This window comes from Parabacteroides sp. AT13 (genome assembly GCF_002272965.1).
GTDB classification, from domain to species: domain Bacteria; phylum Bacteroidota; class Bacteroidia; order Bacteroidales; family Tannerellaceae; genus Parabacteroides; species Parabacteroides distasonis.
In genome coordinates this window covers 501,742-514,727 of sequence record NZ_NQMH01000002.1, presented here as the reverse complement: position 1 = coordinate 514,727, position 12,986 = coordinate 501,742, and the positions used below count along the sequence as shown (strand labels likewise).

14 protein-coding genes are annotated in these 12,986 nt (G+C 48.5%); 8 read left to right on the top strand and 6 right to left on the bottom strand.

All coding sequences use genetic code 11. From position 1 onward, the window contains the following. Window positions 1–41 precede the first annotated feature (41 nt). On the top strand, window positions 42–482 hold the full coding sequence (locus CI959_RS16485; RefSeq protein WP_057317329.1) for an HU family DNA-binding protein: 441 nt from the start codon (window positions 42–44) through the stop codon (window positions 480–482). Window position 483: 1 nt separating this feature from the next. Here CI959_RS16485 and CI959_RS16480 read toward each other — a convergent pair whose 3' ends face one another. Continuing rightward, window positions 484–708, bottom strand: coding sequence for a DUF4248 domain-containing protein (locus tag CI959_RS16480; protein WP_005856539.1), 225 nt, complete (start codon window positions 706–708; stop codon window positions 484–486). Window positions 709–799: 91 nt separating this feature from the next. Between CI959_RS16480 and CI959_RS16475 the strand changes: the two genes are divergently transcribed. Beyond that, complete coding sequence (locus CI959_RS16475; protein WP_009017926.1) at window positions 800–1,267, top strand: glucosaminidase domain-containing protein; 468 nt, start codon at window positions 800–802, stop codon at window positions 1,265–1,267. On the opposite strand, the gene CI959_RS21575 is transcribed toward CI959_RS16475, so the two are convergent. Next, window positions 1,240–1,599 carry a hypothetical protein gene (locus CI959_RS21575; RefSeq protein WP_172680046.1) on the bottom strand — a complete coding sequence of 120 codons (360 nt, stop codon included), beginning with the start codon at window positions 1,597–1,599 and terminating at the stop codon, window positions 1,240–1,242. The two genes, CI959_RS16475 and CI959_RS21575, sit on opposite strands and share 28 nt — an antisense overlap. A gap of 131 nt (window positions 1,600–1,730) precedes the next feature. Here CI959_RS21575 and CI959_RS16465 point away from each other — a divergent pair, with 131 nt between their 5' ends. Further along, entirely contained in the window at window positions 1,731–2,741 is a 1,011-nt protein-coding gene (locus CI959_RS16465) for an acyltransferase family protein (protein ID WP_057317331.1), read from the top strand. Window positions 2,742–2,795: 54 nt separating this feature from the next. After that, window positions 2,796–3,572 carry a class I SAM-dependent methyltransferase gene (locus tag CI959_RS16460; protein ID WP_057317332.1) on the top strand — a complete coding sequence of 259 codons (777 nt, stop codon included), beginning with the start codon at window positions 2,796–2,798 and terminating at the stop codon, window positions 3,570–3,572. Here the strand turns inward: CI959_RS16460 and CI959_RS16455 are convergent. The 3 genes from CI959_RS16455 to CI959_RS16445 are packed head-to-tail and all read right to left on the bottom strand — an operon-like array spanning window position 3,567 to window position 7,962. Beyond that, on the bottom strand, window positions 3,567–5,003 hold the full coding sequence (locus tag CI959_RS16455; protein ID WP_057317333.1) for a lipopolysaccharide biosynthesis protein: 1,437 nt from the start codon (window positions 5,001–5,003) through the stop codon (window positions 3,567–3,569). The genes CI959_RS16460 and CI959_RS16455 overlap by 6 nt on opposite strands. 12 nt (window positions 5,004–5,015) lie before the next feature. Then, complete coding sequence (locus tag CI959_RS16450; RefSeq protein ID WP_095231488.1) at window positions 5,016–6,782, bottom strand: asparagine synthetase B family protein; 1,767 nt, start codon at window positions 6,780–6,782, stop codon at window positions 5,016–5,018. Between the two features lie 13 nt (window positions 6,783–6,795). Next, the gene (locus tag CI959_RS16445; RefSeq protein ID WP_057317334.1) at window positions 6,796–7,962 is read right to left on the bottom strand and encodes a glycosyltransferase family 2 protein; all 1,167 of its coding nucleotides are present in this window, start codon (window positions 7,960–7,962) and stop codon (window positions 6,796–6,798) included. A 155-nt stretch (window positions 7,963–8,117) separates the two neighbouring features. On the opposite strand from CI959_RS16445, the gene CI959_RS16440 reads away from it, so the two are divergent. From CI959_RS16440 to CI959_RS16425, 4 genes are all read left to right on the top strand, one after another. After that, the gene (locus tag CI959_RS16440) at window positions 8,118–9,308 is read left to right on the top strand and encodes a glycosyltransferase family 2 protein (protein ID WP_057317335.1); all 1,191 of its coding nucleotides are present in this window, start codon (window positions 8,118–8,120) and stop codon (window positions 9,306–9,308) included. 112 nt (window positions 9,309–9,420) lie between these two features. Continuing rightward, window positions 9,421–10,545: a hybrid sensor histidine kinase/response regulator gene (locus tag CI959_RS16435; protein WP_005856527.1), complete on the top strand. Its 1,125-nt coding sequence runs from the start codon at window positions 9,421–9,423 to the stop codon at window positions 10,543–10,545. A 160-nt stretch (window positions 10,546–10,705) separates the two neighbouring features. Continuing rightward, on the top strand, window positions 10,706–11,038 hold the full coding sequence (locus CI959_RS16430) for a 6-carboxytetrahydropterin synthase (protein WP_005856525.1): 333 nt from the start codon (window positions 10,706–10,708) through the stop codon (window positions 11,036–11,038). Further along, window positions 11,025–11,570, top strand: a complete 546-nt coding sequence (locus CI959_RS16425; protein WP_005856523.1) for a radical SAM protein — start codon at window positions 11,025–11,027, stop codon at window positions 11,568–11,570. The genes CI959_RS16430 and CI959_RS16425 overlap by 14 nt, the downstream gene beginning before the upstream one ends. 36 nt (window positions 11,571–11,606) lie before the next feature. Here CI959_RS16425 and CI959_RS16420 read toward each other — a convergent pair whose 3' ends face one another. Continuing rightward, a complete protein-coding gene (locus CI959_RS16420; protein ID WP_005856521.1) occupies window positions 11,607–12,953 on the bottom strand; it encodes a dihydroorotase in 1,347 nt (448 codons plus the stop codon). Between the last annotated feature and the right edge of the window lie 33 nt (window positions 12,954–12,986).

Here is a 12,986-nt window from a genome sequence, read left to right as displayed (position 1 = left end):
TGTCGTACCTTTACAACGTAATCAAAAAAACACCAGACATTATGCCGATCAAGTACCGATTAGTCTTACGAAAAGACATGACCAAGGGAGCCGCCGCCGACTCCAAGTTGTATTACGCCGTGAACAAGTCCACCGGCACCTGCGATTTCGAGGAGCTGTGCGACCAGATCGCCGACCGCAGCACCGCCTCCCGGGGCGACGTGCACGTCGTGGTAGACGGCCTCCTCTACATCCTCAAGCAACGCCTCCAGAAAGGGGAGACCGTCCAGCTAGGCGATCTCGGCCACTTCCAAGCCGTGATCGGCAGCAAGGGTACCAAGCTGGAGTCCGACTTCAACGCCTCCCTTATCAAACGTCCTCGGATCGTCTTCCGTCCGAGCGTGACGCTAAAGAGCGTCACCGGCCTCGCCAAGTTCGAGAAGATCGTGCCCGACGCACCCGCCCCGGGAGGAAGCGACAGCGAATCCCCCGACGAAATCTAAATCAGGGCTCCCCTAGGTGCGACACGATGCACTCCCGCTGACGGGGCGATAAGATCCGTTGGCGGGGATGCCATCCGCACTCCTCCAGCCGCTCCATCAACTTTCCGCTGACACGTATCCACCGGGACAGCTTATCCGAGGCTTTCTTCTTCGACAATAAGGGAAAATAACTCATCGCTATATCACAAAAATAATAGGCGCCGACACCGGTCTCCCGCTTTTCCATACTGATGCTGTTTATTTATTAACTTATTCAAAGATAGTAATTTAAGATTAATTTTCCAAGAAAAATCAAATCATAATTCATCGTATATATCATGAAACAAGCCTATATCTCCACCCACCTTGCCGACGCCCAGTCCGCCGGCGACCGCTTCCACCTAAACCCCATCATCCTCCTTGCCCAAGCCGCCCTAGAAAGCGGCTGGGGCACCTCCCGCCTAGCCCGGGAGGCCAACAACCATTTCGGCATCACTGGCTACGGGGCGAGCAACGCCTTCTGGCACGGGGGCCGCGTCACCGCCCGATACAAGCGGGGCGAGTTGCTGTTCCGCCGCTACGACTCGGCACGCAACTCCTACCTCGACTTCGCCCGCCTCCTCGTCTGCTCCTACCCGCAGGCCGCCGCCATGAGCCGTTTCCCCGCCGACTACGCCAAGGCCATCGCCTACAGCCCCTACATCAGCGAGCTGAACGGCGACAACCGGGAGCGCTACCGGGAGACGCTGGTACAGCTCTGCCACGAGATCGAACCGATTTACTCATCCCTAAAAAACAACAATTGATATGAATAAGATACGACAAATACTTGCCTTCGTCCGCAGCCTGCTGGATTTCTTGCTAAACCTAGGATCTCACACGCCCCAAAAACAACCGCCCCATGACACGACCGACACTCCCACGGAGCCCACGCCCCCCTTTCCCCCACTTCCGCCTGCTCGCCTTGGCCAGCCTCTTCCTGCTGGCGGCACTCTCCCTCCTGCTGGACATGCGGGAGGCGGCGCTGGCGGCTATCGGGGCGATACTCTCGCTCTCGTCCACCCCTCGCCCGGCCCCTTGAACCTGCTGGGCTGGGGGCTGATACTCTCGGCGGCGCTGAGCTCGCTGGGAAAAACATATGGCATACTCTTTTAGCGACCCTAAAACCAAGAGAAAATCCATGAAAATGAACAACTCTTGGTTTTTATTTATTATTTTTGTCCATTCAAAGAAAATATCAGAGTATCAATCATCGCAGATATAAAAGGAATGACACAAACTAATAAGAACTCGCATATCGAGACCCTCCGGGGAATCGCCATCCTTCTCGTGGTGATAGGTCACGTGATAGGTTCTACCCCCGAGGGTGGGATGAGAATAGATTTTCCCTCGCCTTGGCGTTACCTGTATCTGTGGATCAACTACATCCAGATGCCCCTATTCACGGCGATAGCCGGATGGGTATATGCGCTCAAGCCTGTCAAAGCGGGTTCCTCCGGTACGTTTATGAAGAGAAAGGCATATCGCTTGCTCGTACCGATGGCAGTGGCCGCCACGCTCTATTTCTTGATCCAATACATAACGCCGGGCACCAACCAGAAAGGAAACCTAGCGGATATATGGAGAATATACGTATTCCCATACACGATCTACTGGTATCTGCCATCCCTGTTCTTGATGTTCGCGGCCATCCGTATGATAGATGCCAACAAATGGATGGATAAGTTTGGCGGTTGGGCCATCTGCCTCGTATGTGCCTTTGCCGGCTTAGTAGTACAAAAGATATTCTTGAGCAATGGGCAAATCCCCAACCTATTCAGTTTCATGGGAGCGATGGCCCAGTTTCCCTATTTCGTAGCCGGAGTCGGGATCCGCAGGTTCTCCAAGCAAATAATCACCCATAAGACAAGTGTCGCCTTATCTTCGCTCGCCATAGTGGGTGTCCTCTCATTGCAGCTCGAGTGGTTTTACCCAGCGGTATCGAAAGATCTCCTCTACGGCCTCACACGGCCTCTATGGGTCATGGCCACTCTAGCCTTGCTACTCAGCCAAAGCTACTCCAGTCGCCTATTCACGTGGGTAGGAAGCTACGCTTATATTATTTACCTATATCACGGTTTCGGTACTTCCGGAGGCCGGATTATATTGAACCGGCTTGGGGTAAGCTCGGAGATCCTTATATTCATGTTCGCTACCGCAATGGCTATATTCATTCCCGTCATTCTCCAGCGAATCGCGAACAGGAACAAGATACTGAGGTTCCTCACGTCAGGAACGTAGGTGCCATTCACTCCATCAAACAAGTAAAAATAATACAAACAATTACAACAAATCATGAAAGAACGAAATCCAATAGACCGGCATGATTTACGGATCAACAAATCCGATAAGGTACTGGAAGTCGGGAGTGGGCATAATCCTACATACCGAGCCAACGTCATCGTGGAAAAATATATATCCTCCAATTACCATAGAGGAGGCGATATAAAAATATACCCACACCAGAAATTCATAAACGCTGACGGTTCCAGCATGCCTTTCAAGGATAAAGATTTCGACTATGTCATTTGCGCACAAGTATTAGAACATGTAGACGACCCCATCGCTCTCGTTAATGAATTACAACGAACCGCCACTCGTGGCTATCTGGAAGTCCCCAGTTTCATCGGAGAATCCTTGTTCCCTAAAAAATCACATAAATGGGTTTGCCTAGAAATCAATGGGAAACTCGTGTTATTCGATAAGGCGAAACTCCCCTCCCTGTTTCCCGATTATGGTAAGACATTCCTGAATTTCCTGCCATACGAAAGTATATCCCTTCGCATATTTTATCTGGCCTATCACCAAATAACGACAGTTCGATATGAATGGAAAGATTCCATCGATATCTTAGTCAATCCGGACGATCCTTATTACAGGGCGTTTTTCGAGCAGGATTGGTCTGACGAGATGATCAGAACGATCTTTCCGTACAGGGATAAGAAAAACGATCTGCAAATCACCATATCCGCATTCTTTCATCTGGTGAAAACGTTGGTAAAAAGAAAGATGCAACGGCAAAGCCCAATCACGCTTGAAGAATATCTAAAACGAACCAATCAAACCCTATAGATTAATTTTTTCCTTGACAAGATGTTTTATCAAATCAAACTCTTGAAAATTAAACAAATATGAGAGATATAAATAATAAGCGATCCCGACGCTCCCCCCAATGACTAATTGCGCGAACGGAGGTATGCTTAGTAACGTTATTACATAAACGATCCCTCCCATAGTAAACGTGAGGAATAAAATCGGCGATAGTTCACATATCTGCACGAACATACCCAGTCTCGTGAGTTTGCGGGTATAATAGGTTATTATTATCATATCCACGAAAGAATATAGAATAAGACCGGCGCACATTCCTTTCACGCCCAATGGAATAGTAGCGAAAAGAATCAAGAAAGCCATGGTCTTCTTCAATATCTCCGCATACAGGAAATAATCCGAGCGCCCCTTGACATTCAACAAGCTATTATTTATCTTCATTACCGGGTCCCACATGTATGCGATACAAAGTATTTGCAATAACGGCACCGCCTCAATCCATTTATCTGTCAACAGCAAACGAACCAAAGGATCAGCCAACGCACACAAAATAAGCATGACTGGAAAAACCAGGAAACACGCCATTCGCATATATCTCAAGAACATGCGGCTCAGAGCTTCCTCGTCATCCTGCAACCTACATTGTATCGGGTACACGGCTCGCACGATCACGTCCGTCAAATTCGTCGAGGGGAATTGGGCCAGCGTAAAGGCACGGTTATAGTATCCCAGCTCGGCCGCCGAGAATTTCTTTCCTATTATCAATGTATATAGATTCTTGTATAAAGTATGTAACAATGAGGACAGCAACAACTTCGAGCCAAACGAGAATAACGTGCGGAACGACTCCAAGGAGAAACTCCTGCCGGGCATCCAGCCGGAGAAAAACCAGACAAGGACGACACGAAAGAAATTATTCAGCAAGGACTGGTAGACCAATGCCCAAGCTCCATAACCGGAATAAGCCAGCCAGACACCTACACCGCCACTCAGCACCACGGCCGACAAAGAGGCCTGGGCTTGGCGCTTAAAATCCAAGGATATCGTCATCTTGGCCTGCTGGACGATCCCAAAGGAGTTGATAATGAGCGTAAGCCCGATGCCCCGGGCGATCGGAGCCAACTGGTCTTCTTCATAGAACTTGGCGATCCAAGGAGAAGACATGTATAATAACAAGTAGATCAAGACGGAAATGACAATATTAAAATAGAACACGGTACTATAATCCGCGTCCGTCCTATCCTTCTTCTGGATTAAGGCATTCGCAAAGCCGCTATCGATAAAGGTCTGGGCTATCGACATGAATATACTCAACATGGCGATCAAGCCATAATCGGCAGGCAGAAGCAGGCGGGCGATTATCAGGCTCAATATAAATTGGACTCCCTGCACGGAGAATCGTTCTACCGCGCTCCAGAAAACACTTTTAGTGACTTGCTGCTTGATCGACATATTATTCGAGTATCAAAAGCTTAAACAATCCTTATTCCCTATAAATCGCTCCCACCAGATCGCCAATGTCAGCAAATTGAAATATTGTATCGCCCTATTTTGTCTATACCAAAACCAGTTATCCTCATTATGAACCTCCAAGTCATATCTTCTCACGAAGCGCTCCACGGTCTTTCTATTCAAGTAGTCGCCAACCACTGAAGAGCTAAGAATAAAGTCCGCTATACGAGTCCTTTGCCTGTCATCCTTGAAAAACAGGGGCATCGGGGCGAAGCCTCCTTGCTTTTTCTTCGAGGTGATCGCCTCAGGAAGCAATGGCTTATAATGATACTTCAACAGATATTTTGCCGTGGCATGGCCTCTGGCGATCTTGGCGACACTATCACCCTTGCACTTATAGCAAACCGGCAATTCCGACAAGAAACGATACAAGTCAAGATCCATATACGGGAAAGCCAAGTTATTGCCAAACATATCGGCCATCTTGGAAGCCTTAAATAAAATGACCTGGTTAATGATCCTCTCCACGTCGCTTTTATAAAGATGCTGCGTGTAAAGAGCCTCGAAGCTTCGCGTATCGGGACGGTGCCGATCCGGTGCCGGCAAAAAGTCTTGATCAAGCATCAAATCCTTTAGCCAAAAAGAGGGAAAACCGAATAAATCACCTTGCAATATATGCAATATCTTATCCAAATGGAAACGAAGTCGATAAAGCGAGTTATTCGTATCAAAACCGGATTGATTCAAGAACCCATACAATAAGCGCATCAATGGTTTCATCCCGATACGGGACGTCAAGTAATGCAACGCTACCTCCCTGCCGGAAGTCCCGAAATATTGATCACTGCCATCGCCTCCTAACAGGATATCCGGCTTGGCTTGGCCGATCAGACGCATGACCGAGTAATTTACCATTAAGCCTCCTTCGACGAACGGATCACCCAGAAACTCTACGATATCCGGCAAAGAAGAGATTTCGCTTCCATCTATCTCATATTCCGCATGAATCGTATGAAACGTATCGGACATACAACGTGCCAAAGGCAACTCGGTCCAGTTATCACCTTTGAACCCTATGGAATAGGAACGGATATCTCCATTATAGATCTTTCGCAAGGCCGCTAAATTACAGCCGGAATCATATCCTCCGCTCAATAGGATACCGACGTTGGCACTAGAGCCGATACGTCTTTGGATAGCCACGGCATGCAATCCGGCATATTCTTCCGCGTATTCTTCCAGACTTTTTCGAGGAGTAGCAGGAGCCATGGTGTAGGAAGGAAATAAAGACATACTTCTCAAATCCCCATCCCGCCATAACAGGAGTTCTCCGGCACCCAGCTTACAGACCCCTTCCAACGCACACATAGGGGTCTCTATATAGCCTATGGAAAGAAATGAGCTTAAGGCCTTATAATTAGGGACTGCCGTAAATCCGTCCATATCTTTTAAACGCATAAGCGAGGAGGAAAAATATTGACTCGTATAATAAACCTGATAAGATGTACCATGATGGTCCCTGAATATCACCGCCGAATCCGGAGTTCTCAACAAGCAAGTAAATGAGCCGTCTAACCGGGCGAAGCCTGTGTAACCTTTTTCTCGATAAATCTCAATGATTATTTTAGCCTCATTAGCGGCAGGATCATAACCTAATGTCTTTTTATTATAAAGTACCCCAAAGAACCAAACAGATATCCCATCGACCTTATGAATCCGACAAGAACCCTCATAAAGGAAATCTTCCTTTCTCTCAACATCCCATTTACCGATAAACATAATCACACCTAATTTATTGTTTTACCCCATGTTCCGTATGTATGAATTTTTTGTTCGCCCCCCTTAACCGGAAGAGATTCAAGAACATCTCCCAAAATGACCCGGGCAATGAGATCAACGCCTCGCAAAGCCTTCTCGTATACAATTCCTTGGGTATAGCCAACGCCAAGGATAACAACAGAAGGCCAAGCAGTATCCACCATTTCACCGAGGCAGGCCAGCATATAAATGACAACACGACCGACATAATGAATATAACCCCCATTATAATGATCCTCGGAAGGCTCATTTGCTGGAATATCTTATCACAAAAATCCCATTTACCCGCTTTTATGGCAGAAGGAAGATCACCGAGGGACTCGCCTAAATAATGAAATTGAGCAGATAGCCAACGCCTGCGTTGATTGGCGAAATCTTTCTGATTCTGGATCTTCTCATCCCATACATAAGCGTCCGGCAAATAACCGATCCGCTTGTTATTTTTAAACAGGGAAAGCTCTAAAGCACGATCAAAACCGCCTACCGCATGAATGCCGGCCAACTCGTTCTTTATAAAATCATACTGAAAGGCCATGCCTGACCCGATCAAGGCCGAGGAAAATCCGAGATTCACATGCCCTTGCCGGAAAATACTATTATTAATCTCCTCACTTACAGCATCCAGATAAGCTAAATTCGTATTCAAATTCTTTGCCGTACGGTGCGCTTGGTAAGCTACGGTCGTATCCGTAAAAGCCGCTTGGTTTATCTTTCGCAAGAAATCTGGCCCTATCGTATTATCCGCATCCAAAATCAAAGCAATATCATAACCTTCCAAATGACTCATGGCCAGATTCAACGCCTTGGCCTTGGTGCTATTCTCAAAATGAACGATCTCTAATTGAATAGGCAACGATGATAAAGTCCGGTTCGTATCATCACTCATCTTATCGGAAATCACCACCGCATCATAATGGGTGGAGGGATAATCTTGGCATAAACAAGACTCGACACACTCCATGATTACTTTATCTTCCTTATAGGCCGGTATCAAAATCACGATCCTGCGCATACCGTGTTCACGACGCTCTTCCTGTTTCGCTACACGGAGACGGGAAGCGACACTAAAAACAAATAGATATAGTACCTTGATAGAAAACAAGGTAAACAAAGCAATTTCTAACCCCTGCAGAATAACCATATCGTGAATTTACAATTTTCGACAAAATTAGTAAATTCAAACTAGAAGACAGGTAACTTCCTAAGATTATCATAAAGAATTTTGTTTTTCATATTAAAAAGATGTTTCTTTGCCTATGCGTGATTAACATATAGTTATAGTTACATTATTATATTATGATAAAAAATTATTCAGCCATCATTGAGATCCTCTTCTGGATCGGCATCGGGATCGTTTTCTATACCTATCTGGGGTATGGGATCGTATTATACCTTATGGTCAAGATCAAGGAGCTGTTCGTAAAACCCCGGTCCCCCCGCCTTCCAGAGCCGCTGCCGGAGGCCACGTTGCTGATAGCCGCCTACAACGAGGAGGCGATCGTGGCGAGCAAGATGGTGAATTGCAGACAACTGGATTATCCGGCGGATAAGCTGAGACTGGTCTGGATCACCGATGGAAGCAATGACAACACGAATGAGAGACTGAAAGAGTACCCGGAGGTCACCGTACTGTACCAACCGCGGCGACAAGGAAAGACCGCCGCCTTGAACCGGGCCCTCCCCTACGTCAATACTCCCTACGTCATCTTCACCGACGCCAACACGATGCTGAACAAGGGCGCCATCAAGGAGATCATACGCCAGTTCAGCGACCCACGGGTAGGCTGCGTGGCCGGAGAGAAACGGGTAGAGATACAAGCCGAGCAAGGAGCCACCGCCGGAGAAGGCATATACTGGAAATACGAGTCCGCCCTCAAGCGACTGGACTACCGCCTATACTCCGCCGTCGGGGCGGCAGGCGAACTCTTCGCCATCCGTACCTCCCTCTTCGAGCAGATGCCCCCGGATACCCTACTGGACGATTTCATCCTCTCCCTGCGCATAGCGATGAAAGGCTATAAGATCGCTTACAGCAAAGAGGCGTACGCCCTCGAGAGCGCCTCCCTGAACATGCGGGAGGAGGAGAAACGTAAAGTACGCATATCGGCCGGAGGATTGCAATCGGTATGGCGGCTACGGGGATTATTGAATATCTTCCGGTACGGGATACTGAGCTTCCAATACATCAGCCACCGGGTACTGCGCTGGACGCTGACGCCGGTCGTGCTCTTCGCCCTCCTGCCCCTCAACCTTCTCCTAGCCTGTACCGGGCATACCCTTTACACGGTCATCCTTGCCCTGCAATTAGCGTTTTACCTGCTGGGATACTTGGGGTATAAAATGGAAAAACGGAACATCCGGAACAAGCTATTATTCATTCCTTATTACTTTTTATTCATGAATATCAATGTCATACGAGGGTATAGCTATCTCGCTAAGCATAAAGGCACAGGCGCTTGGGAAAAAGCCAAACGAGGCGCGGGATAAAAAAATAAAAAAATAGATGGATAAATAGTCGTTATATGTCGACTTTAATTAATACTTTTGCGCTATTGATACTATTTGAATATCAAGAAAACTAGAACACAATTTAGATACAATGGATAAATTGGCCTCAGAGTATAAAGTTCTTATCGTAGATGATGTCCCTACAAACGTCATGCTAGTACAAGCCATACTGAAGAAAGAGGGATATACGCTTTTGACTTGCGACAGCGGGACAAAAGCACTACGCATAGCTAACGAGAAACACCCAAATCTGATATTACTCGATATCATGATGCCTGAGATGGACGGATATGAGGTCCTCCAGCATCTGAAAAGCAATCCCGAGACTACGGATATACCCGTGATTATCATGTCCGCCCTAAGCGATATGCAAAGCATCGTGAAAGGTTACCAATTGGGCGCCACCGAATACGTCACAAAGCCTTTCCAACGTGAGGAGCTGGTGAAGAGGGTGGCCCACCGCTACGAGCTTTACAGCATCAAGCGCATCAAGGCCGAGCTGGAGAACACGATCGAGTCTAGGGATACGCTATACTCCGTTATCGCCCATGACCTGCGTTCCCCGCTAGGCTCGTTGAAAATGATGAATAACGCCATCTTGATGATGGTGGACAAGGAGCGGGTAGGCGACGAGGTGTACGAGATGATCCAGATGATGAACAAGACCTCCGAGGAGATCTTCCTCTTGCTGGACAACCTGCTGAAATGGGCCAAGAACCGCTTGAACAAGCAGCACGTATATAAGCAACAGACCGACATAAACAGTATCATCGACAGTACCGCCGAGATGTATGTCCCGATGGCGGCGCAAAAAGGCGTGAAGATTATCCTAGAAAATCTGGATAAAGAGCTGGTAGGCTTGGTCGATATCGATATGCTCAAGACGATTATCCGTAACCTGATCTCTAACGCCATGAAGTTTAGTTTCGAGGGGGGCACGATCACCTTATCCTCACGCTCCGAGGGGGATTTCGTAACCGTTAGCGTGAAAGATACCGGCAAGGGCATCAAGAAAGAGGATCAAGACAAGCTCTTGAAACAAGACTCGCATTTCACGACCTACGGGACGAAGAACGAGAAAGGCTCCGGTCTGGGATTGATGCTTTGCAAGGACTTCGTGGAGCTTCATGGAGGAAAGCTTTGGTTCGAGTCCGAGGGCGAGGGCAAAGGAACGACCTTCCTGTTCTCGATGAAGGCGCTGAACCAAGAGGCATAGCCGATCGACGTACCGCCTGTCTCTACCGATCGTAGACAAGTGTCGTACAAACAAACTAAATATTTCGTATATTTGCATCCCGGATTAATATCCGGGATTTTTTTGTGTGCCGAGGTGACATTAGGTACATTATTATTTATCGTATAAACATTATTATCGTATGTATACCGTAATTAAACGTATGGAGATCTCCGCTTCCCATAGCTTGAGATTGTCCTACCCCAGCAAATGTGAGAATCTACATGGTCACAATTGGATGATCACGGTTTATTGCCGCTCCAAGGAATTAAACGCCGATGGCATGGTGGTCGATTTCAGTCATATCAAGAGATCGGTGAAATCCCTGTTGGACCACCAGAACTTAAACGATATCTTGCCTTTCAACCCGACGGCGGAGAACATAGCCTTTTGGGTATACGAGCAGATCCCATCTTGTTTCAAGGTAGAGGTAAAAGAGTCTGAGGGTAACACGGCGATCTATGAGGAAGATTAACGAAATATTCTACAGCTTGCAAGGCGAGGGGTTCCATACGGGGACTCCCGCCGTATTCGTCCGCTTCTCCGGTTGCAACCTGAGATGTAGCTTCTGCGACACCCGCCACGAGGAGGGCGTAATGATGACGGACGAGGAGATCGTGGAGAAGGTATCTTCCTTTCCCGCACGGATAGTGATCCTGACGGGAGGAGAACCTAGTCTGTGGATCGACAAGGCGCTTATATCCCGCTTACGTGAGGCGGGGAAACAGATCTGTATCGAGACGAACGGCACACGCCCCTTGCCCGACGGCATCGACTGGGTGACTTGCTCGCCCAAGGAGAACGCCCCGGTGGTATTGGAAAGGATCGACGAGATAAAGGTGGTTTATACCGGGCAAGACCTGTCCGCATACGCCGAAATCCCCGCACGGTACCATTTCCTGCAACCCTGCTCCTGCCAAAATACGAAAGAGGTAGTGGATTACATCCTCCGGCATCCCCGGTGGAGGCTAAGCCTGCAAACCCATAAACTGATCGATATCCAATAGATAGGGTGAGACGGGGTATCTCCCCCGTCTCTACTACTATAGATAACGGACTTCTTTACCTCTCACGGCGTCATTCACCACTCCATCGCCATAGGCCAACTCGCCATTCACGAAAGTCTTCCATACGCCATGGTGGAACGTATAGCCCTCGAAAGGAGACCAACCGCATTTGTACAAGATATTCTCCTTCGATACCGTCCAAGTCCTCTCCGGATCGATCAATACGATATCGGCGTAGTATCCGGGACGGATGTATCCCCTCCTATCGATACGGAACAGCTCCGCCGGCATATGCGCCATCTTCTCGACCACCTTCTCGTACGTGAAACGGCCTTCCATCGCCAGCTCCAACATCGTGATCAAGGAGTGCTGGATAAGCGGTCCTCCGGAAGCCGCCTTCAAGCAAGAGCCTTGCTTCTCCTCCGGTAGATGCGGGGCATGGTCGGTAGCCACGATATCGATCGTATTGTTATTGACCGCCTCACGCAGCGCCGTGCGATCCTCGATCGTCTTGATAGAAGGATTCCACTTGATACGATTACCGAATTGGGCGTAGTCGCCGTCATGAAACCACAGATGGTGCACGCAGACCTCGCCGGTTATCTTTTTCTCGCTCAAGGGAAGATGGTTACTGAGCAACGATAATTCCTTCTCCGTGGAGAGATGCAGGATATGCAAACGGGAATCCAAGCGGGTAGCCAGTTCAACCGCCTCGGCCGAGCATTGGTAGCAGGCCTCCTCGCTACGGATCTTACTATGGAAAGAGATATCCAGATCCTCGCCATGCAGGTTCGTGTAATACTGGATATTACGCCGGATCACCTCCTCTTTCTCCGCGTGGATGGCGATCAGCATACCGGCCTCGCCGAAGATACGCTCCAACGAGTCTTTCTTGTCCACCAGCATATTTCCCGTAGACGAGCCGAGGAAGAGTTTCAGTCCCGGCACACGGCTACGATCCAGCCTGCGGATCTCGTCCATATTATCGTTTGTCCCACCGAAGAAGAAGGAGTAATTCGCACGGGAGACCTCGGCGGCACGGTTGAATTTCCATTCCAGATCGGCGATCGTCGTGGTCTGTGGCTTCGTGTTCGGCATGTCCATGAAGGTCGTCACGCCACCGGCCACGGCCGCACGGCTCTCGGTCCCGATATCCCCCTTATGGGTAAGCCCGGGGTCCCGGAAATGCACCTGATCATCGATGACGCCCGGTATCAACCATTTCCCCGTAGCGTCGATCACTTGGTTCGCCTCGGCACGCACGTTCCCGGGAACCTCCCCCTCGAACACCGCCGCGATCTTATCCCCCTCCACCAACACCGAGCCGATAAAAGAACGGCCCTCGTTGATGATTCTCGGATTTTGGATTAATATTTTATTCATCTTTCTTATTCTATTATAAATTGTCAAACTCTG

Bases quoted from the DNA above. Each gene is read 5' to 3' on its own strand.
- CI959_RS16485 (WP_057317329.1), top strand. From the start codon at position 42: ATGCCGATCAAGTACCGATTAGTCTTACGAAAAGACATGACCAAGGGA.
- CI959_RS16480 (WP_005856539.1), bottom strand. From the start codon at position 708: ATGGAAAAGCGGGAGACCGGTGTCGGCGCCTATTATTTTTGTGATATA.
- CI959_RS16475 (WP_009017926.1), top strand. From the start codon at position 800: ATGAAACAAGCCTATATCTCCACCCACCTTGCCGACGCCCAGTCCGCC.
- CI959_RS21575 (WP_172680046.1), bottom strand. From the start codon at position 1,599: ATGTTTTTCCCAGCGAGCTCAGCGCCGCCGAGAGTATCAGCCCCCAGC.
- CI959_RS16465 (WP_057317331.1), top strand. From the start codon at position 1,731: ATGACACAAACTAATAAGAACTCGCATATCGAGACCCTCCGGGGAATC.
- CI959_RS16460 (WP_057317332.1), top strand. From the start codon at position 2,796: ATGAAAGAACGAAATCCAATAGACCGGCATGATTTACGGATCAACAAA.
- CI959_RS16455 (WP_057317333.1), bottom strand. From the start codon at position 5,003: ATGTCGATCAAGCAGCAAGTCACTAAAAGTGTTTTCTGGAGCGCGGTA.
- CI959_RS16450 (WP_095231488.1), bottom strand. From the start codon at position 6,782: ATGTTTATCGGTAAATGGGATGTTGAGAGAAAGGAAGATTTCCTTTAT.
- CI959_RS16445 (WP_057317334.1), bottom strand. From the start codon at position 7,962: ATGGTTATTCTGCAGGGGTTAGAAATTGCTTTGTTTACCTTGTTTTCT.
- CI959_RS16440 (WP_057317335.1), top strand. From the start codon at position 8,118: ATGATAAAAAATTATTCAGCCATCATTGAGATCCTCTTCTGGATCGGC.
- CI959_RS16435 (WP_005856527.1), top strand. From the start codon at position 9,421: ATGGATAAATTGGCCTCAGAGTATAAAGTTCTTATCGTAGATGATGTC.
- CI959_RS16430 (WP_005856525.1), top strand. From the start codon at position 10,706: ATGTATACCGTAATTAAACGTATGGAGATCTCCGCTTCCCATAGCTTG.
- CI959_RS16425 (WP_005856523.1), top strand. From the start codon at position 11,025: ATGAGGAAGATTAACGAAATATTCTACAGCTTGCAAGGCGAGGGGTTC.
- CI959_RS16420 (WP_005856521.1), bottom strand. From the start codon at position 12,953: ATGAATAAAATATTAATCCAAAATCCGAGAATCATCAACGAGGGCCGT.